Source organism: Mesorhizobium sp. NPDC059025, assembly GCF_042739655.1.
GTDB lineage: Bacteria > Pseudomonadota > Alphaproteobacteria > Rhizobiales > Rhizobiaceae > Mesorhizobium.
This window is the reverse complement of sequence record NZ_JBHYIM010000005.1, coordinates 397,601-415,929: the sequence shown is the minus strand read 5'-3', so window position 1 is coordinate 415,929 and position 18,329 is coordinate 397,601. Positions and strand designations below refer to the sequence as shown.

The window sequence follows — 18,329 nt, the reverse complement described above, 5'->3', positions numbered from 1 at the left end:
ACAGATGAACGGTAGACTGATGAGCATTCGATTTGCAGCCATGGGCCTCAACCACGGCCATATCTATGGACAGGTGAACTGCCTGCTCGCAGCGGGCGCGGAACTTGTCGCCTTCCATTCCCCCGAGGATGACCTGGCCAGATCCTTCTCCGAGAAGTACCCCGGCGTGAGGCGGGTAAGCGACAGGGCCGCCATCCTGGAGGACCGCTCCATCCATCTGGTCGTGACGGCGGCGATCCTGGACGAACGCGCCGGCATCGCCATCGAGGCGATGCGCCACGGCAAGGACGTCATGAGCGACAAGCCCGGCATGATCAGTCATGCGCAGCTGGATGCAATCCGCAGCACCCAGCACGAGACCGGTCGCATCTATTCGGTCTGCTATTCCGAGCATTTCGAGACCCGTTCCACGGTCAAGGCCGGCGAACTGGTCAAGGCCGGCGCCATCGGCGAGGTGATCCACACGGTCGGCCTGGGGCCGCATGCCATTCACAATGGCCAGCGGCCGGACTGGTTCTTCGACCGCAGGCGCTATGGCGGCATCCTGTGCGATATCGGCAGCCACCAATGCGAACAGTTCCTGTTCTTCGCGGGAACGCTGGATGTCGAAGTCGCCTCGGCCACCGTCGCGAACCGGGGCAACCCGGATCGTCCAGGCCTGCAGGATTTTGGCGACATGCACCTGAAATCGCCGAAGGCGACGGGTTATGTGCGTGTCGACTGGTTCACCCCGAAGGGCCTGCCGACCTGGGGCGACGGCCGCCTGACCATCCTCGGCACGGAAGGGTACATCGAATTGCGCAAATACATCGATATCGGTGGCAGTCCCGGCACCGACCACCTGTTCCTGGTCGACAGGAAGGGAATACAGGCGATCGATTGTTCTGGTGTCGAGCTGCCCTATGGCCGGCAGCTGGTTGCCGATGTCCTGAACCGCACCGAGACGGCGATGAGCCAGGCACACTGCTTCAAGGCGATGGAGCTGGCCCTCGATGCGCAGAAACTGGCCGAGCGTGGCACGGAGTGGGCCCAATGAGCAGGATTTTCAACGTCGCCGTCGTCGGTCTCGGCATCGGCAGAAGCCACATCACGGAAGGCTATGCCAGCAACGCCGACAAGTTCAGCGTCAAGGCGCTCTGCGATCTCGATCCGGGGCGGCTGAACGACGTCGGCGATACGTTCGGGGTCGAACGGCGCATCACCGACTTCGAGGCGCTGCTCGGCATGGACGATATCGACATCGTCGATATCTGCACGCCGCCGGGCACGCATCTGGCTCAGGTCATGGCGGCCCTCAAGGCCGGCAAGCATGTGATCTGCGAAAAGCCGCTGGTCGGCTCGCTGAGCCAGATCGACAGGGTGATCGCCCAGGAGAAGGTCTCCAGAGGGCTGCTGATGCCGGTCATGCAATATCGGTTCGGCGACGGCGTCGAGCAGGCCAGGGCCATCATCGACGCCGGCATCGCCGGCAAGCCCTATATCGGCACCGTCGAGACATTATGGCGCCGCGACGCGGACTATTATGCCGTTCCATGGCGCGGCAAATGGGCGACCGAGCTCGGCGGCGTGCTGATGACGCATGCCATCCACCAGCATGACCTGTTCACCTATCTGATGGGCGACGTCAAAAGGCTGTTCGGCCGGGTTGCGACGCGGGTCAACGCGATCGAGGTCGAGGATTGCGTGACCGCCAGCGTCGAACTTGCCAATGGTGCGCTCGGCAGCCTGACGGCGACGCTCGGCGCCGGGGACGAGATCAGCCGGCTGCGTCTGATGTTCGAGAACGTGACCTTCGAAAGCGATCATGAACCCTACAATCCCGGCGCCAGGCCCTGGACGATCCAGCCGCGCAACGCCGATGCGGCGGCACGGATCGAGGCCTTGCTGAAGGACTGGAAACCATTGCCCTCACGGTTTCAGGCACAGATGGGCCGCTTCCACGAAACGCTGCTCGGAAGGGCGCCGCTGCCGGTCACCAGCGCCGACGCGCGCCGGTCGCTTGAGCTCGTGACGGCCTTCTATCATTCCTCCTCCACGCGTGAAGACGTGGAGCTGCCCATCGGCACGCATCACCCGCGCTATGACAGCTGGCTTCCGCCGCAGTATCGGGCCGCGTGACCAACAAGGGAGGGGGACCAATGGCCGCCAGTATCGAGCTGCGCAACATCACCAAGGCCTATGGCGACGTGAAAGTCATCCATGGCGTCGACCTGTCGATCGAACCGGGCGAGTTCACGGTCTTCGTGGGCCCTTCTGGCTGCGGCAAGTCCACCTTGCTGCGGCTGATCGCCGGACTGGAGCGGATCACCGGCGGCGACCTGCTGATCGATAGCCGGCGCATCAACGAGGTGCCGGCATCGAAGCGCGGCATCGCCATGGTGTTCCAGAGCTACGCGCTCTACCCGCATATGTCGGTTCGCAAGAACCTGTCCTTCGGCCTGGAGACCATCGGCACGCCGAAGGCCGAGATCGCGAGCCGCGTTGCGAAAGCCGCGGAAATCCTGCGAATCACCCCGCTTCTCGACCGGCGCCCGAAAGCGTTGTCCGGCGGGCAACGCCAGCGCGTCGCCATCGGCCGCGCCATCGTGCGGGAGCCCAGGATCTTCCTGTTCGACGAGCCGCTGTCGAACCTCGATGCGGAACTGCGCGTCCAGATGCGTGTCGAGATCGCGAAGCTGCACAACGATCTCGGCAACACGATGATCTATGTCACGCATGACCAGGTCGAGGCGATGACGATGGCTGACAAGATCGTCGTGCTGCGCAGCGGTGTCGTCGAGCAGGTTGGCGCTCCGCTCGACCTCTACAACAGACCGCGCAACCTCTTTGTCGCCGGCTTCATCGGCTCGCCGAAAATGAACCTGCTCACAGCCGGCTCGAAAGACGGCCACCTGCAGGTGGCAGGCAACGCCTTGTCGCTGCCCCGCGCGACAGCGGGCGCGACGACGCTGGGCGTACGGCCCGAGCATATCGGCATCATCGAGAGCGAGGGCGTCAAGCTGGCGGACGTCAAGGTGGAGCTGATCGAAAGCCTGGGCGGGCAGACCCTGGTCTATGCCACGACCACGGACGGACAGGCGATGACGGTCGCCCTCAACGGCCAGCGACAGGTCGAGGTGGGGGCAAGCATCCCGGTCTACATCGACCCGGCCCGCATCCATCTGTTTGCAGCGAACGGCAACGCGCTGCCTGAAACATGATCCCGAAAAGATGGGAATGATGCCGAGGATGAAGGGCCGATCTACCGACGGCCGACTTTGAACAGCGGTGCGCGTGGCTTGCTCACCGTGACGGGCACATCTTCCGCACGCACATAGATGCCGGTGACCTCCGCAAAGCCGATGAAGGTGCGCATGGCGTCGAGCTCCGACACATGACCGATCGATACGGCATTACAAGCGTTCCAGGTGCACATGTAGACGTGACCGCGCCTGTCTTCCGGCCAACGGCGCAGGAAAGCTAGCGCGCGCTCGACCGTGGCAATCTCTTCGATCCTGCCGTCGAACATGACGTGCACGGGTTTGTTCGGCTGCCTGTCCATGGTGGCCTCCAACCCACAGCCGTGGGTTTAGGTCAACGCGCCCATGCAGTCTCAGGTTTCATAAATCTTCAGCGAGGGAGACGGCCGGCGCCAGGGCGCGGTCCGAACTGTTCTGGATCAGCCAAAGGCCGTCTGCGAACCATTGCCCTGCCCCGCACATGACGATATTGCACCGCAACATAGCAGCGCGCGGCTGCGTCGCGCAGGAGCAGCCCGATGTCCCAGACAGACCTAGCCATCGTCGAACAGGAACCGGCCGTACGGCCCTGGCTGGTGATGCTGGCGCTGGCGATCGGCGGCTTCGCCATCGGCTCGACCGAATTCGCGGCGATGAGCCTGCTGCCCTACATCGCGTCGGGGCTCGGCATCGACGAGCCGAAGGCGGCGCATGCGATCAGCGCCTATGCGCTGGGTGTGGTGGTCGGCGCGCCGATCATCGCCGTGCTGTCGGCACGTGTCCCGCGCCGCACACTGCTGATGGCACTGATGGCAGCCTATGGCATCACCAACTGCCTCACCGCTTTGGTGCCCAACTATGAATGGCTGCTGGTGCTGCGCTTCCTGAGCGGCATGCCGCACGGCGCCTATTTCGGCGTGGCCGCGCTCGTCGCGGCATCGCTGGTCGGACCGAAGGAACGCACGACGGCCATCGCGCGCGTCATGCTTGGCCTGACGGTTGCCACGATCATCGGCGTGCCGGCGGCGACCTATCTCGGCCAGGCCTACGGCTGGCAGGCGGGCTTCGCATTGACCGGCCTGCTGGCGCTGGCCACCTTCATCATGGTGGCGCTGTTCGCGCCGCGCGACAGGCCGGACGAGGACGCCAGCCCGCTGCGTGAACTCGGCGCCTTCCGCAACCGCCAGGTGCTGCTGACGCTGGCGACCGCCATTGTCGGCTTCGGCGGGCTTTTCGCGGTCTATTCCTACACCGCCTCGACATTGCTCGAAGTCACCAGGGCCGATCCGCGCGTGGTACCGCTGGTGATCGGCCTGTTCGGCGTCGGCATGACGCTCGGCAACCTCATTTCGGCCTGGGCCGCCGACAAGGCGCTCAAGCCGACGGCCACGGTGCTGATCATCGCCAGTGCCGCCGCGCTCTTCGCCTTCCCCTCCTCGGTCGGTTCGCTGTGGTCGATCTCGCTGGTGGTTTTCCTGATCGGCTGCACCACCGGCCTCGCCATCGTGCTGCAGACCTATCTGATGGATGTGGCCCGCGATGCGCAGACGCTGGCCGCCGCCGCCAACCACAGTGCCTTCAATGTCGCCAACGCGCTCGGACCCTGGTTGGCGGGGCTGGCGATCTCGGCCGGCTACGGCTTCCCCTCGGCCGGTTACGTCGGCTGCGCCCTGTCGCTCGGCGGGCTGGTGCTGTGGCTGATCACGCTGTGGGACGCGAAGCGACGGAAGACCTAGGAACGCGACGTCCCTTCTCCCCTTGAGGGAGAAGGGACGTCGCCAAAGGCGAGGTCGGATGAGGGGTGCTGGACGGAGCGCTGCCTTTCCGACCGTCGGCCGACGCAACGAGTGTAATCTCGCTCGATCTCGTTTCTTCCAACACCCCTCATCCGCCCTTCGGGCACCTTCTCCCTCAAGGGGAGAAGGGAGCGTCGCGCCGGCCTCTACCGAAAACGCAAATTCTTCCGGGTGAGCTGATCGATCGCGGTGCAGCCCATCAGCTTCATGGCGCGCTCGATCTCGATGCGCATCTGCTCCAGTGCGCGCTCGACACCGGCCTGGCCGGCGGCGGCGAGCGGGAACAGGTAATAGCGGCCGAGCCCGACTGCCTTGGCGCCAAGCGACAGCGCCTTCAGCACATGAGTGCCGCGCTGCACGCCGCCATCCATCATGACGTCGATGCGATCGCCGACGGCATCGACGATCTCGGCCAGCTGGTCGAAGGCGCTGCGGGAACCGTCGAGCTGACGCCCGCCATGGTTGGAAAGCACGATGCCGCTGCAGCCGATCTCGACGGCGCGGCGAGCATCCTCCACCGACATGACACCCTTCAGGCAGAACGGCCCGCCCCACAGCCGCACCATCTCCGCAACGTCGTCCCAGGTCATCGACGGGTCGAGCATCTCGGTGAAGTAGCGGCTGATCGACATCACGCCGCCGCCCATGTCGACATGGCTGTCGAGCTGCGGCAGCCTGAAGCTTTCATGGGTAAGGTAGTTCAGCGCCCAGGCCGGTTTCACCGCGAACTGGGTGATGCCGGCGAGGTTGAGCCTGAAAGGAATGGCGAAACCGGTGCGCTTGTCGCGCTCGCGGTTGCCGCCGGTGATGCTGTCGACCGTCAGCATCATCACCTCGACGCCGGCCTGCTTGGCGCGCGCCATCATCTCGCGGTTGAGGCCGCGATCCTTGTGGAAGTAGAACTGGTAGACCTGCGGCGCGCCGCTGATCCTGCGCGCCTCCTCCAGGCTGACGGTGCCGAGGGAGGAGACCCCGAACATGGTGCCGTACTTGCCGGCGGCGGCGGCGACCGCGCGTTCGCCCTGGTGGTGGAACAGGCGCTGCAGCGCCGTCGGCGAGCAATAGACCGGCAACGCCAGCTTCTGGCCCATGACGGTGACCGACAGGTCGATGTCGGTCACGCCGCGCAGCACGTTGGGCACCAGGTCGCAGGCCTCGAAGGCGGCGGTGTTGCGCCGGTAGGTGACTTCGTCGTCGGCGGCGCCGTCGATGTAGTTGAAGATCGGCCCCGGCAGGCGCCGCCTGGCCAGCTCCCGGAAATCGTGGAAGTTGTGACACTGGCTGAGACGCATGGAGCTGTTTCCCTGGATGCACCGCGAACCGAAGACAATCGCTTCAGAAGCATGCTGTGGCTTACGCCACCTTTTACACGACCGGCACCCGCAGACGATATCTAGCTGAGGGCCCGGTCGAGATGGGTATAGCCGCCATCGACGAACAGCCACTGGCCGGTGGTGTGGCTGGCGCGCTGCGACAGCAGGAACACGACGGTGGCGGCGATCTCGTCGGCGGTCGTCATGCGCTTGCCGAGCGGGATGGCGGCGGTGATCTCCTGCAACCTGGCCTGCGGGTCAGGAAAGGTCGCCAGCCAGTTCGCGTAGAGCGGCGTCATGACTTCCGCCGGGATGACCGCGTTGACGCGGATGCCGTCTTCGAGAAGTGCGGCTGCCCATTCGCGCGTCAGCGACAGCTGCGCTCCCTTGGCCGCGGCATAGGCACTGGTGTTGCCCTGCCCGGTGACGGCGGTCTTGGACGAGATGTTGACGATGGCACCCCGGCTCTTCTTCAGCCACGGCAGCGCGTGGTGCACGACCGTATAGTAGTGGACCAGGTTGCGGTCGAGCGACCTGCGGAATTCGGCCGGGCCGGCATCCAGCCCGACGCTGTCGTTGACGCCGGCATTGTTGACGACGCCGTCGATCCGGCCGAAGACCGTTGCGATCTGGGCGACCGCTGCCTCGGTCTCATCGTCGGATTCGAGATTGGCCCGGACGAATGTTGCTGCCGGCGACAGCGCCTTGAGCTGCACCTCGAATTCTCTGCCGAGGGGGCTGCGGCTGACGATCGCGGGAATGGCACCTTCGGCCGCCAGCCCAAGCGAGATGGCGCCGCCGATGCCGGCACCGCCACCCGTCACGATCACGACTTTTCCGGCGAGGCCGAGATCCATCGCGTCAGCCCTTGAACCGGTACTGTGCGCGCGACCGCGGCTTCATCTCGATAGAGAAGCCGGGCAGGACAGGTGGCATGTAGGCGGCGTCGCGGATCTCGCAGGGGTCGATGAAATGCTCGTGCAGATGGTCGACATATTCGATGACACGGCCTTCCTTGGTGCCGGACACGCAGAGATAGTCGATCATCGACAGATGCTGGACATATTCGCACAGGCCGACGCCGCCGGCATGCGGCCAGACCGGAAGGTTGTATTTGGCGGCGATCAAAAGCACCGCCAGCACCTCGTTCAGGCCGCCCATGCGGCAGGAATCGATCTGCACGATGTCGATGGCGCCTTCGGCGATGAACTGCTTGAACATGATGCGGTTCTGGCACATCTCGCCGGTGGCGACCTTGATCGGCTTCACCGCCTCGCGGATCCTGCGATGGCCGGCGACGTCATCGGGGCTGGTCGGTTCCTCGATGAAGAATGGTTTCGAGAAGGCAAGCTGCCTGAGCCAGTCGATCGCCTGCGGCACTTCCCAGACCTGGTTGGCGTCGATCATCAGGTAGCGGTCCGGACCGATGATCTCGCGCACGATGCTCAGGCGCCTGATATCATCTTCGAGGTCGCGGCCGACCTTCATCTTGATGTGGTTGAAGCCGGCGTCGATGGCTTCCTGGCAGAGCCGGCGCAGCTTTTCCTCGGAATAGCCGAGCCAGCCGGCCGAGGTGGTGTAGCAGGCATAACCCTCGCGCTTCAGCGTCGCCACGCGATCGGCCTTGCCGGCCTCGGCCTTGCGCAGGATCGCCAGCGCCTCGTCCGGGGTGAGCACGTCTGTCAGGTAGCGGAAGTCGACGATCTTCAGGATCTCTTCGGCGCTCATGTCGCCGACGAGTTGCCAGACAGGCTTGCCGGCCTGCTTGGCCAACAGGTCCCAGATGGCGTTGACGACGGCGCCGGTGGCGAGATGGATGGCGCCCTTGTCGGGGCCGATCCAGCGCAGCTGGCTGTCGCTGGTGAGATGGCGCCACATCCGGCCCGGATCCTCCGCGACCCAGCCGAGGTCGAGCCCGACGACGAGATGGCGCATGGCCTCGATGGCGGCGCAGCAGATCTCATTGCCACGGCCGATGGTGAAGGTCAGGCCATGGCCTTCGAGCCCGCCGTCGGTCTTCAGGATGACATAGGCGGCGGAATAATCGGGATCGGGATTCATCGCGTCCGATCCGTCGAGATGCTCAGAGGTCGGGAAGCGCAGGTCGAGCACTTCCATATCGGTGATCTTGGCCATGACCGTTCCTTACGCTTGTTTATGCCGCGTCGACGACGCGCTGGCGCTGTTCACCCAGCCCCTCGATGCCGAGGCGCATCACCTGCCCGGCCTTGAGGAAGACGGGCGGCTTCTGGCCAAGGCCGACGCCCGGCGGCGTGCCGGTGGAAATGACGTCACCCGACTGCAGGCTCATGAAGCGGCTGAGATAGCTGACGATGTGGCGCACGGAGAAGATCATGGTCCTGGTGGAACCGTCCTGGCGCATGACGTCATCGACGGAGAGCCAGAGCTTCAGGTTCTGGGGATCGGGCACTTCATCGGCGGTGACAAGCCAGGGGCCGGTCGGACCGAAGGTGTCGCAGCCCTTGCCCTTGTCCCAGGTGCCGCCGCGCTCGATCTGGAACTCGCGCTCGGAGACGTCGTTGATGACACAATAGCCGGCGACGTGGTCAAGCGCGTCCGCCTCGTCGATGTAGCGGCCGGGCTTGCCGATCACCACGCCCAGTTCGACTTCCCAGTCGGTCTTGAGCGAGTTGCGAGGGATCTCGACATCGTCGTCGGGGCCGACGACGGCACTGGTCCATTTGTTGAAGATGATCGGTTCGGGCGGGATCGGCGCACCCGTCTCGGCGGCGTGATCGGCGTAGTTCAGGCCGATGCAGATGAACTTGCCGATAGCGCCGACGCAGGCGCCGAGGCGGACATCGGACTGGGGCGTTCCCTCAACCTTCGGCAGCGTTTCGGGATCGATGGCGCGCAGGCGGTCGAGGCCGGCCGGCGTCAACACGTCGCCGGCGATGTCGGGCACGATGCCGGAGAGCGACCGGATTTGGCCGGCCTTGTCGAGCAGGCCCGGAAGTTCGCGGCCCTTGAGGCCATAACGCACCAGTTTCATAGGATCACCATTGTGGGAATGCGTGAGAAAAAGCACGGGCGACGACGTGCCGCCCGCGCAAGTCAGATCAAAGGGTCTCAGTCGTAGAGAACGGCAGCGATCTCGGGCTTGTCGATGTTGGTCTTGTCATACCAGTAGAAGCCGGTATCGATCTTCTTGTCGACGGTTTCGCCCTTGCTGGCCTTCACGGCGGCTTCGACGGTCTTGTAGCCGATGCCGACCGGGTTCTGGGTGATGGCGCCGGCCATCAGGCCGTCCTTGATCGCCTGCTTCTGCAGCGCGCCGGAATCGAAGCCGATGATGGTGACCTTGCTGCCGAGTTCCTTGGCGCCGTTGACCACGCCGATGGCGGAGCCTTCATTGGTGCCGAAGATGCCCTTCAGGTCGGGGTTGCCCTGCAGGATCGACTTGGTGATCTCGGTCGACTGCAGCTGGTCGCCGCCGCCATACTGCACCGAGACGATCTCGATCTTCGGATAGGCTTCCTTGATGCGGTTGACGAAGCCGTCGCGACGGTCGATGCCGGTGCGGCTGGTCTGGTCGTGGGCGACCACCGCGATCTTGCCTTCCGAACCGATCAGCTCGGCCATCTTGTCGGCGGCAAGGGCAGCGGCGGCGACGCTGTCGGTCGCGGCGGTGGCAACCGGAATGTCGCTGTCGACACCGGAGTCGAAGGCGATGATCGGGATGCCGGCCGACTTAGCCTGCTCGAGCAGCGGAATGGCGGCCTGGCTGTCCAGTGCGGCGAAGCCGATGGCGGCCGGCTTCTTGGCGATGGCGGCGCTCAGCATGTCGATCTGGCGGTCGACCTGGGCCTCGGTATCCGGGCCCTCGAAGGTGACGGTGACGCCGAGATCGGCGCCCGCCTTGTCGGCACCGGCTTTCACCGCCTGCCAGAACTGATGCTGGAAGCCCTTCGAGATCAGGGCGACATAGGGCTTGTCCTGCGCCATCGCGGGCGCGGAAAAAGCAAACAGGGCGGCGCCGGCGGCGCCGATCAACAGACGTCTGGTAATCACTTCTTGGTCCTCCACTGATGTTGTTTTCCCACCACGCGCACTGGCGCGGTTCCTGACGGCGTGCAGGCCGCCAGAATTTGCGCGTCGTGGATCACGACGCATTCCTGTTGCGCAGCATGTCGATGTAGACGGCGAGGATGATGATCGTTCCGGTGATCACCGTCTGCCATTCCTGGGGTACCGACATGATGCGCAGACCGTTGGCGAGCACCGAGATGATCAGCGCGCCGATCAGGGTGCCGAGAATGGTGCCGCTGCCGCCTGCGAGCGAGGTGCCGCCGATGACGACGGCGGCGATGGCGTCGAGCTCATAGCCCTGACCGAGCGCCGGCTGCGCCGAATTCAGCCGCGAGGCGATGAGCAGTCCGGCGATGCCGCAGATGGCGCCGGCCAGCGTGTAGACGGCGACCTTCCATCCCTTGGTGTTGACGCCGGACAGGCGCACTGCTTCTTCGTTGGAGCCCAGCGCGAAAGTGTAGCGGCCAAGCGCGGTACGGGTCAGCACCATGCTGATGACGATGGCGACCGCAAACAGCACCAGCACGCCATTCGGCACCGGCACCGCCGGGATGACGGTGCCGACGATCGAACCCTGCGAAATCGAGGTGAAGCCGGGCGTGCCGTTGAAATAGATCGGCCGCGTGCCGGAGATGACCAGCGACAGACCTTTCAGGATCAGCATCATGCCGAGCGTGGCGATGAAGGGCGGGATGCGCAGCCGGGCGACGATGTTGCCGGTGACGAAACCGGCGCCGGCACCGGCCAGGATCGCGCCGGCAATGCCGAGCGGCAGCGGCAGGCCGAGGAAGGTCAGGACGACACCGGCGATGACCGCGCAGAAGGTCATCAGGGTGCCGACCGAAAGATCGATGCCACCGGTGATGATGACGACGGTGGCGGCAATGGCCAGCACGCCGTTGACCGAGGTCGCCTGCAGGATCGCCAGGATGTTGCTGGTCTGCAGGAAGTTGGGCGAGGCCAGGCTGAAGACGACGAACAGGATGATGAGACTGCCGAAGGCGAGCAGCTTGTAGCGGGCACCACCGGCGCCTTGCGATTTGCCGATCAGGCCGGCGAAGACATTGTCGCTCATGTTGTTCTCCCTGCGCTGCCACGCAACGTCGCCAGACGCATGATCTCTTCCTGCGGCGCACCCGCCGGCAGGAAGCCGGTGAGCCGGCCCTCGCACATCACCGCGATGCGATGGCTGAGCCGCAGCACTTCCGGCAGTTCGGACGAGATGACGATGATGGCCTTGCCCTCGGCGGCGAGCGCGTTGAGCAGCTTGTAGATCTCGCTCTTGGCGCCGATGTCGATGCCGCGGGTCGGCTCATCGAAGATCAGCACCTTGCAATCGCGCAGCAACCATTTGGCGATGACGATCTTCTGCTGGTTGCCGCCGGAGAGCAGGCGTGCCGGCTGGCTGTCCGACGGCGTCTTGATGGCGAGCCTGGCGATGTATTCGCTCGCCGCCGCATGCATGGCCTGTTCGTCGAGAATGCCGAGCGGCCCGGTGAACCGTGGCAGGCTGGCCAGCGCGATGTTGTTGCGCACGTCGAGGCCTGTCGCCAGGCCAAGCGCCTTGCGGTCTTCGGACAGATAACCGATGCCGCGGCGCACCGCATCCCGCGGTGTCGCAACATCGACGCGCTCTCCGCCCATCAAGATCTCGCCGCTATCTGCCTTGTCTGCGCCGAAGATCAGCCGCGCCACCTCGGTGCGGCCAGCCCCCATCAGGCCGGCAAAGCCGAGGATTTCACCGGACTTGACTGCAAACGACACATCACGCACCTGCGAGCCCCGCGTCAGGCCTCGCACTTCGAGCGCGACGGGCGCCGCCGACAGGTCGGGTGCCGCCGGTGCTTCATTGTCGATTTCGCGGCCGACCATCATCGAGATGATCTTCGAAATGGGCGTTTCCTTCGCGTCGACGGTGCCGACATAGGCGCCGTCGCGCATCACCGTGACGCGGTCGGCGATGCGTTTGATCTCGTCCATCTTGTGCGAGATGTAGACGACGCCGACACCGTCGGCCTTCAGACGGTTGATGATGGCGAAGAGCTCGCCGACTTCCTTGTCGTTGAGGGCGGCGGTCGGTTCGTCCATGATCAGGATGCGCGAGCGGAACGACAGCGCCTTGGCGATCTCGACCATCTGCTGCCTGGCGATGGTGAGGGAGCCGACCAAAGTGCGCGGATCGAGCGAGAGCTGCATGGTCTTGAAGACATCGGCGGCATAGGCGTTGAGCGCGGCTTCATCGAGCAGCAACCCACCTGCCTTGCGCGGTTCGCGCCCGATCAGGATGTTCTGGGCAGCGGTGAGATGCGGCATCAGGATCAGCTCCTGATGGATGATGCCGATGCCGGCGGCGATCGCCGCGCGCGGCGAGCCGAGGTCGACCGGCTGGCCACCGACCAGCACTTCGCCCGCATCCTGCCGGTAGATGCCGGCCAGGATCTTCATCAGCGTCGACTTGCCGGCGCCGTTCTCGCCCATCAGCGCATGGACCTCGCCGGGGCGCAGGTCGAACCCGGCGCCCTTCAGCGCACGCACGCCGGGGAACGCCTTGTCGATGCCCCGCATGGTGACGAGGTCGGTCATGTCAGGCCGTCCAGCCGCCATCGATGATGTAGGTGTGCCCGGTCGTGAAGGTCGCGCCGGCCAGGTAGACGACGAGATCGGCCACCTCGTCGGCGGTGCCGATGCGGCCCATCGGCTGGCGCGCGACGAAGGCCTTGCGGGCGGCCTCATAGTCGCCGGTAGCCTTCAGTCGTCCTTCGAGCGAAGGGCTGTCGACGGTTCCCGGGCAGATGGCGTTGCAGCGGATGCCGTGCGAGACGAAATCGGCGGCGACGGATTTGGTAAGACCGATCACCGCCGCCTTGCTGGCGGAGTAGGCGAAGCGGTTCGGCACGCCTTTGATGGAGGAGGCGACCGTCGCCATGTTGATGATGCAGCCGGAGCCGCGCTTCAGCATGCCGGGCAGCACGGCCTTGATGGTGCGGATCTGCGCCTTGAAATTGAGATCGAGGGCGAAATCCATCTCGTCCTCGGTGCAGTCCAGGATGGTGCCGTTATGGACGACGCCGGCGCAGTTGAAGAGGATGTCGACGGCCCCGGTCTCAGCCGCCACGGCGTTGACCGCCGCACTGTCCAGCACGTCGAGCACGCGGGTATCGATGCCATCCCTGGCGAGCCCGAACAAGAGCTCCTCATTGATGTCGGTGGCGACGACACGGGCGCCGGCCTTGGCAAGCGCGATGGCCGAGGCACGACCGATGCCTTGCGCGGCCGCGGTCACGAGACAGCTCTTCCCTGCCAGGCTGGCCATGTGAATTCCTCCCGTAACGCGTCCGATCCCAGCGGACGGTTTCCAATATTTCAGCATCGGTCATGCTGTCAAGTGGTCAGACCACTTGCTGTCAGGTGGCCAGACCGATAGATAAAGCAGGCAGGCTTCCGCTGCGGTCGCCGCCAGATTATGGTCACCACGGGGACCGCGCCGATTTGCCGGCCGACCCGGACAGAGGGTACGGGTTTGAAACTTCAGGCTGTCTCGAACAGGAAGCTCTATCTGCAGATCGCCGACCAGATCCGCGATCAGATCCTGTCCGGCGAGGCGACGCCCGGACAGCAGCTGCCATCCGAGCGCGATCTAGCGGTCTCGCTCGGCGTCTCGCGGCCAACGGTGCGCGAGGCATTGATCGCGCTGGAAGTGGCCGGCATGCTGGAGGTCCGGGTTGGCGTGGGCGCCTTCCTGAAAGCGCCGGCCAATCCGGCCCAGGCCCTGCCGGAAGTCGGACATTCTCCGATCGAGGTCATGGCGGTGCGCCGGCTGCTGGAACCGGAAGCGGCAGCCCAGGCCTCACAGCATATTTCGGCGGAAGGACGGCGGCGGCTGAAAGCGGCGATCGTGGCCTTGCGCGAAGAGACGGCCCGCGGCGACTGGTCGAATGACAGTGACCGCGCCTTTCACATGACAATCGTCGAGAACTGCGGCAACCGGCTGCTGCGCGAGATGATCTCGCAGCTGTGGGCATCGCGGTCGGAAGGGATCGACCAGCAGTTCCACCGGCACCTCGCCGAGGCACCCGTGCTGCGCAGCCATATCCTCGACGATCACGAAGCCATCTGCACCGCAATCCTTGCCGGCGAGTCCGACCAGGCACGCACCGCCATGGCCGCGCATCTGACCTATGTCGAAGAGGCGATGCTGCGCGTGTGGGATTGACGGCGGCGTCATCGCGGTTTCAGCGCCTTGCCGGGCTCATCCTTCGGCACCCCTGGAAATGGATCCACAACCTTGCGAACGCCGGCTGAGCGCGAAATGCAGGGTCGCCCAGGATGCCGATGGCCCGGATAACAGGCGCGCGTGAACTAAGTTTCTGATTTGATATAGACTTTAATACAGGCATCTTTCCTTTTGCAGCTATTCTGTCACAAGATGGCGTGTCGCAAACATTTGGCGGGACGATTTCTGACAGGAGAGAAGCGATGACTTTTTTCTACGTGATTTTGGCCTTTATCGTCGGCTTGTTGCTCGGCTGGTTTTTATGGGGACGCCTGCGTGATGAACTTGCACAGGTGCGTGGCGATCTCGACAGCATCCGCAGCGAGCGCGACAGGCTGAAATCCGATACGAAGCGCCTGACCGGCGACCTGGAAAGCTGCGCCAACGCGCGCACCGATCTCGAGCGGCAATTGCGCGAGGCAAAATCGTCCTCGCCAGCGCCGCTGCTGGCATCATCCGCAACGGTTTCTTCAACCGCCAGCAAGCCCGCGCAAGCCAAGGCTGCCCCGGCCAAGGCGCCCGCGGTGAAGGCAGCCGCGGCGCCTGCCGCCAAGGCAGCTCAAGCCAAGGCAGCTCCAGCCAAGGCGCCTGCGGTCAAGTCGGCCCCGGTTAAGGCGCCTGCCGCCAAGCTGGCTGCGGCGAAGGCTCCAGCAGTCAAGGCGACCCCGGCCAAGGCACCCGCCGCCAAGCCGGCCGCAGCGAAGGCACCCGTAGCCAAGGCAGCTCCAGCAAAGGCGCCAGCGGCCAAGCCGGCCACGGCAAAGGCACCCGCAGCCAAGGCAGCTCCAGCAAAGGCGCCAGCGGCCAAGCCGGCCACGGCAAAGGCACCCGCGGCCAAGGCAGCTCCAGCAAAGGCGCCAGCAGCCAAGCCGGCCACGGCAAAGGCATCCGCAACGAAGGCGGCTCCAGCAAAGGCGCCAGCAGCCAAGCCGGCCAGATCATCGGCTGGAGACGACCTGCGCCGTCTGATCGGCATCGGGCCTGTCAATCAGCGTCGCCTGAAGGAACACGGCATCACGACCTATGCGCAGATAGCGGGATGGACCGCGGCGGACATCCAGCGCGTCGAGGAATACCTCCAGTTCGACGGACGCATCGAGCGCGAGCGCTGGGTGCAGCAGGCCAAACTCCTGGCCGCCGGCGATGAGAAGGAATTCGCACGCCAGTTTCCGACAGCCGGCAGTTCCAACAACACGTGAGCACTCTCCAACCCGGCGGCGCGGGTTCCCTCGCGCCGCCGGGAAAACGACCATGATCAGCCGGTCGGGTTTTTCCTGCCGCGAGCAGGCTCGCCAACACCTGCCGCGCCCGGTGGCACGGCCTGGCGCGCACGGTCCAGTTGCCGCATTGCTGAAAACAGCAGTTCCCGGTCCCCGAGATGCGCCTCCCACAACGCGACGAAGATCGAATTGTCGGAGGTGTGCGGACCTGGCGCATCCTGCGCACGCCGCAGGCTCTCATCGGCAGTGCGCTTGGCCTGATGAAGCTGCGACAATGAAGCGTCGAGAGCCGCGCTGCATTCGTGGAAAGGGTCCGTTTCTCCGGTCAACCCGCCATGTTGCAAGGGTGCGCCGTGGACGCTGGAGGGCTTGTAATTGATCATCCCGTCCGTTTCCTAATTCTGTCATGGCACTTCACCCAGGCGAGCCAGGCTCCCTCCTCAGTCGAGGTCGCGATGGGGCATCCACACCAATACAACGCGAATCCGGTTCTGCAAATAGAAACTGGAGTAAAATTATCATGTTTTAATCCGAACCGCCTTTCGTGGGATCGCGGACGTCTTTTGCGGCGGCAATCCCGCCACCTCAGGATCACTCGACCCTGCGCAATTCGGTCCACCGCCCTCGTGGATCAGACCTGTGGCGCAGCTCAAGCCCTGCGGCCCCATCTTCGAATTCACAGAGGGATAGCGCCGGTGTAGATGATAAGTCTGTCATGGCGCGAAGTGGGGAGCGATGTTCGGGAAACGCAAACGCGCGCTTCGCGCAGGCCGGCCGGCGGGGCCCGCCGGCGGCGAGCAATACGATACCGAACGCGCCCAGGCGATGGTGCGGATCATCCTCACCCCGCTGTTCGGATCCTATATCACCGTGATCACGTTCCTCGACGGCTTCCAGTCCGCCAGCCTGAATGCCGTCGCAGCCTATTTTGCCGCCTACATGCCGGTTTCGTTCTTTCTCTACTGGTGGATCATCAGGAAGCCGGGCGCCTATGTGCGACGGCGCGCGCTGTCGATGGGCGGAGACTACACCGCCATCACCTTCGGCATGTCGATCGGTGGCGCGGCGCTGCTTCCGGTCTATTCGGCGCTGCTTTGGGTGACCGTCGGCAACGGGCTTCGCTTCGGCGCGCGCTACCTCGTCGTTTCCACTTTGCTGGCGCTGCTTTCGCTTGCCGTCACCACCTACTTCAATTCCTTCTGGTGGGATAACCCCTATGTGACCCTGACCCTGGTGATGACCACCATTCTGGTGCCGGCCTATATCTATGCGCTGCTCAAAAGGGTGCACGAGTCCTCCAACGCCGCCCAGGAGGCGAACCTCGCCAAGTCGCGCTTCCTGGCGCAGGCCAGCCATGACCTGCGCCAGCCAATCCACGCCATCAGCCTGTTCACCGCCTGCCTGCGCGACACCGGGCTCAACCGCGAACAGAAGCAGATGGTCGAGAACATCGATCGCTCGCTGCATTCGGTGTCCGGCCTGTTCCGCTCGCTGCTCGACATCTCGACACTCGACAGTGGCAAGGTGTCACCTCATTTCGAAGTCGTCGCCGTGCAGGACATCGTCGATGAGGTGCTGGCGCAGAATGCGGACCGTGCGAAATGGTCGGGCACGACATTCAAGCTGGTGCACACAAAGCTGCATGTGCGCACCGATGCCGCTCTGCTCACCACCATTTTGCAGAACATCGTTTCCAACGCGCTGAAATACGCGCCGGGCAGCGAGGTGCTGATCGGCTGCCGCCGCCATCGCTACGGCCTGTCGATCGAAATCCACGATCGCGGCGAAGGCATCGCCGAGGAGCATCTGCCTTTTTTGTTCAACGAATTCTATCAGGTGCGCGAACGCGGCGACAAGGACATTGAAGGCGTCGGCCTCGGCCTGGCGATCGTCAAGCGGCTGGCGCATCTGATGTCCTTGCGGGTCTCGATCCGCTCGGTCAGGGCACGCGGCACCAGCGTGCGTATTGCCGGCCTGCCTGTCGTATCGACACCGGAGCGGACAAGGCGGATGAGGCCAGACCGCTTTGCTTCGCCGCTGGAAGGCTTGCGGGTGCTGCTCGTCGAGGATGACGAGGACGTGCTGCTCGCCACCGCCACCCTGCTCAGGAAATGGGGCTGCGTCGTGCAGGCCGAAACCGGAGCGGATCTGTCCGTCGCGGCCTGCGATCTGGTCGTCACCGACTTCGATCTCGGCGGCGGCATCGTCGGTGCCGACTTCATCCAGGAAGTGCGCCGTCAGGCGGGCCGCGACATCCCCGCCATCGTCATGACCGGCCATGACGAGAACCGGGTGCGCGAGGAACTCGGGCAGCAGGACATCCCGATCCTGTCGAAGCCGGTGCGGCCTTCCGAACTGCGCTCAACCATGATCGCGCTGTCGCTGGGGCGCGAACGCAACCGACAGGTGCAGGCTGCCATCTAGAGTGTTTCTGCTTTTCGCGGAAACACTCCACCTCC

General features: G+C 64.6%; 17 protein-coding genes. 7 read left to right on the top strand and 10 right to left on the bottom strand.

Going from position 1 to position 18,329, the window contains the following annotated elements; genetic code table 11:
* Positions 1 to 16 precede the first annotated feature (16 nt).
* The 3 genes from ACFWYE_RS15510 to ACFWYE_RS15500 are packed head-to-tail and all read left to right on the top strand — an operon-like array spanning position 17 to position 3,200.
* On the top strand, positions 17 to 1,036 hold the full coding sequence (locus tag ACFWYE_RS15510) for a Gfo/Idh/MocA family protein (RefSeq protein WP_379112529.1): 1,020 nt from the start codon (positions 17 to 19) through the stop codon (positions 1,034 to 1,036).
* Positions 1,033 to 2,118, top strand: coding sequence for a Gfo/Idh/MocA family protein (locus tag ACFWYE_RS15505; protein WP_379112493.1), 1,086 nt, complete (start codon positions 1,033 to 1,035; stop codon positions 2,116 to 2,118). Before ACFWYE_RS15510 ends, ACFWYE_RS15505 begins: the two co-directional genes overlap by 4 nt.
* 20 nt (positions 2,119 to 2,138) lie before the next feature.
* Positions 2,139 to 3,200 carry an ABC transporter ATP-binding protein gene (locus tag ACFWYE_RS15500; RefSeq protein WP_379112492.1) on the top strand — a complete coding sequence of 354 codons (1,062 nt, stop codon included), beginning with the start codon at positions 2,139 to 2,141 and terminating at the stop codon, positions 3,198 to 3,200.
* A gap of 41 nt (positions 3,201 to 3,241) precedes the next feature.
* Here ACFWYE_RS15500 and ACFWYE_RS15495 read toward each other — a convergent pair whose 3' ends face one another.
* Entirely contained in the window at positions 3,242 to 3,541 is a 300-nt protein-coding gene (locus ACFWYE_RS15495) for a DUF982 domain-containing protein (RefSeq protein ID WP_379112490.1), read from the bottom strand.
* Between the two features lie 216 nt (positions 3,542 to 3,757).
* On the opposite strand from ACFWYE_RS15495, the gene ACFWYE_RS15490 reads away from it, so the two are divergent.
* Entirely contained in the window at positions 3,758 to 4,954 is a 1,197-nt protein-coding gene (locus ACFWYE_RS15490) for an MFS transporter (RefSeq protein WP_379112488.1), read from the top strand.
* A gap of 206 nt (positions 4,955 to 5,160) precedes the next feature.
* Here ACFWYE_RS15490 and ACFWYE_RS15485 read toward each other — a convergent pair whose 3' ends face one another.
* The 8 genes from ACFWYE_RS15485 to ACFWYE_RS15450 form a co-directional block, all read right to left on the bottom strand.
* Positions 5,161 to 6,306, bottom strand: coding sequence for an alpha-hydroxy acid oxidase (locus ACFWYE_RS15485; RefSeq protein ID WP_379112486.1), 1,146 nt, complete (start codon positions 6,304 to 6,306; stop codon positions 5,161 to 5,163).
* Between the two features lie 101 nt (positions 6,307 to 6,407).
* Positions 6,408 to 7,184: an SDR family oxidoreductase gene (locus ACFWYE_RS15480; protein WP_379112484.1), complete on the bottom strand. Its 777-nt coding sequence runs from the start codon at positions 7,182 to 7,184 to the stop codon at positions 6,408 to 6,410.
* Positions 7,185 to 7,188: 4 nt separating this feature from the next.
* Positions 7,189 to 8,463, bottom strand: a complete 1,275-nt coding sequence (locus tag ACFWYE_RS15475; RefSeq protein ID WP_379112482.1) for an L-fuconate dehydratase — start codon at positions 8,461 to 8,463, stop codon at positions 7,189 to 7,191.
* Positions 8,464 to 8,482: 19 nt separating this feature from the next.
* Positions 8,483 to 9,340: a fumarylacetoacetate hydrolase family protein gene (locus ACFWYE_RS15470; RefSeq protein WP_379063750.1), complete on the bottom strand. Its 858-nt coding sequence runs from the start codon at positions 9,338 to 9,340 to the stop codon at positions 8,483 to 8,485.
* A 77-nt stretch (positions 9,341 to 9,417) separates the two neighbouring features.
* The gene (locus ACFWYE_RS15465) at positions 9,418 to 10,359 is read right to left on the bottom strand and encodes an ABC transporter substrate-binding protein (RefSeq protein ID WP_379112480.1); all 942 of its coding nucleotides are present in this window, start codon (positions 10,357 to 10,359) and stop codon (positions 9,418 to 9,420) included.
* A 91-nt stretch (positions 10,360 to 10,450) separates the two neighbouring features.
* Positions 10,451 to 11,452 (bottom strand): ABC transporter permease, encoded by a 1,002-nt coding sequence (locus ACFWYE_RS15460; RefSeq protein ID WP_379112478.1) that lies wholly within the window; start codon positions 11,450 to 11,452, stop codon positions 10,451 to 10,453.
* The gene (locus ACFWYE_RS15455; protein WP_379112476.1) at positions 11,449 to 12,960 is read right to left on the bottom strand and encodes a sugar ABC transporter ATP-binding protein; all 1,512 of its coding nucleotides are present in this window, start codon (positions 12,958 to 12,960) and stop codon (positions 11,449 to 11,451) included. The genes ACFWYE_RS15460 and ACFWYE_RS15455 overlap by 4 nt, the downstream gene beginning before the upstream one ends.
* 1 nt (position 12,961) lies before the next feature.
* Complete coding sequence (locus ACFWYE_RS15450) at positions 12,962 to 13,690, bottom strand: SDR family oxidoreductase (RefSeq protein ID WP_379063758.1); 729 nt, start codon at positions 13,688 to 13,690, stop codon at positions 12,962 to 12,964.
* 207 nt (positions 13,691 to 13,897) lie between these two features.
* Here ACFWYE_RS15450 and ACFWYE_RS15445 point away from each other — a divergent pair, with 207 nt between their 5' ends.
* Both ACFWYE_RS15445 and ACFWYE_RS15440 read left to right on the top strand, forming a co-directional pair.
* Positions 13,898 to 14,590: a FadR/GntR family transcriptional regulator gene (locus tag ACFWYE_RS15445; protein WP_379112474.1), complete on the top strand. Its 693-nt coding sequence runs from the start codon at positions 13,898 to 13,900 to the stop codon at positions 14,588 to 14,590.
* 263 nt (positions 14,591 to 14,853) lie between these two features.
* The gene (locus tag ACFWYE_RS15440; protein WP_379112472.1) at positions 14,854 to 15,849 is read left to right on the top strand and encodes a proton-conducting membrane transporter; all 996 of its coding nucleotides are present in this window, start codon (positions 14,854 to 14,856) and stop codon (positions 15,847 to 15,849) included.
* A 56-nt stretch (positions 15,850 to 15,905) separates the two neighbouring features.
* Here ACFWYE_RS15440 and ACFWYE_RS15435 read toward each other — a convergent pair whose 3' ends face one another.
* Positions 15,906 to 16,253: a hypothetical protein gene (locus tag ACFWYE_RS15435; protein ID WP_379112470.1), complete on the bottom strand. Its 348-nt coding sequence runs from the start codon at positions 16,251 to 16,253 to the stop codon at positions 15,906 to 15,908.
* A gap of 352 nt (positions 16,254 to 16,605) precedes the next feature.
* Here ACFWYE_RS15435 and ACFWYE_RS15430 point away from each other — a divergent pair, with 352 nt between their 5' ends.
* The gene (locus tag ACFWYE_RS15430) at positions 16,606 to 18,294 is read left to right on the top strand and encodes a hybrid sensor histidine kinase/response regulator (RefSeq protein WP_379112468.1); all 1,689 of its coding nucleotides are present in this window, start codon (positions 16,606 to 16,608) and stop codon (positions 18,292 to 18,294) included.
* Positions 18,295 to 18,329 lie beyond the last annotated feature (35 nt).

Excerpts from the sequence above, each read along its gene's own strand:
- ACFWYE_RS15495 (WP_379112490.1), bottom strand. The coding sequence starts at position 3,541 with ATGGACAGGCAGCCGAACAAACCCGTGCACGTCATGTTCGACGGCAGG.
- ACFWYE_RS15485 (WP_379112486.1), bottom strand. The coding sequence starts at position 6,306 with ATGCGTCTCAGCCAGTGTCACAACTTCCACGATTTCCGGGAGCTGGCC.
- ACFWYE_RS15435 (WP_379112470.1), bottom strand. The coding sequence starts at position 16,253 with ATGATCAATTACAAGCCCTCCAGCGTCCACGGCGCACCCTTGCAACAT.
- ACFWYE_RS15450 (WP_379063758.1), bottom strand. The coding sequence starts at position 13,690 with ATGGCCAGCCTGGCAGGGAAGAGCTGTCTCGTGACCGCGGCCGCGCAA.
- ACFWYE_RS15440 (WP_379112472.1), top strand. The coding sequence starts at position 14,854 with ATGACTTTTTTCTACGTGATTTTGGCCTTTATCGTCGGCTTGTTGCTC.
- ACFWYE_RS15475 (WP_379112482.1), bottom strand. The coding sequence starts at position 8,463 with ATGGCCAAGATCACCGATATGGAAGTGCTCGACCTGCGCTTCCCGACC.
- ACFWYE_RS15505 (WP_379112493.1), top strand. The coding sequence starts at position 1,033 with ATGAGCAGGATTTTCAACGTCGCCGTCGTCGGTCTCGGCATCGGCAGA.
- ACFWYE_RS15470 (WP_379063750.1), bottom strand. The coding sequence starts at position 9,340 with ATGAAACTGGTGCGTTATGGCCTCAAGGGCCGCGAACTTCCGGGCCTG.
- ACFWYE_RS15500 (WP_379112492.1), top strand. The coding sequence starts at position 2,139 with ATGGCCGCCAGTATCGAGCTGCGCAACATCACCAAGGCCTATGGCGAC.
- ACFWYE_RS15430 (WP_379112468.1), top strand. The coding sequence starts at position 16,606 with ATGTTCGGGAAACGCAAACGCGCGCTTCGCGCAGGCCGGCCGGCGGGG.
- ACFWYE_RS15480 (WP_379112484.1), bottom strand. The coding sequence starts at position 7,184 with ATGGATCTCGGCCTCGCCGGAAAAGTCGTGATCGTGACGGGTGGCGGT.
- ACFWYE_RS15490 (WP_379112488.1), top strand. The coding sequence starts at position 3,758 with ATGTCCCAGACAGACCTAGCCATCGTCGAACAGGAACCGGCCGTACGG.
- ACFWYE_RS15455 (WP_379112476.1), bottom strand. The coding sequence starts at position 12,960 with ATGACCGACCTCGTCACCATGCGGGGCATCGACAAGGCGTTCCCCGGC.
- ACFWYE_RS15460 (WP_379112478.1), bottom strand. The coding sequence starts at position 11,452 with ATGAGCGACAATGTCTTCGCCGGCCTGATCGGCAAATCGCAAGGCGCC.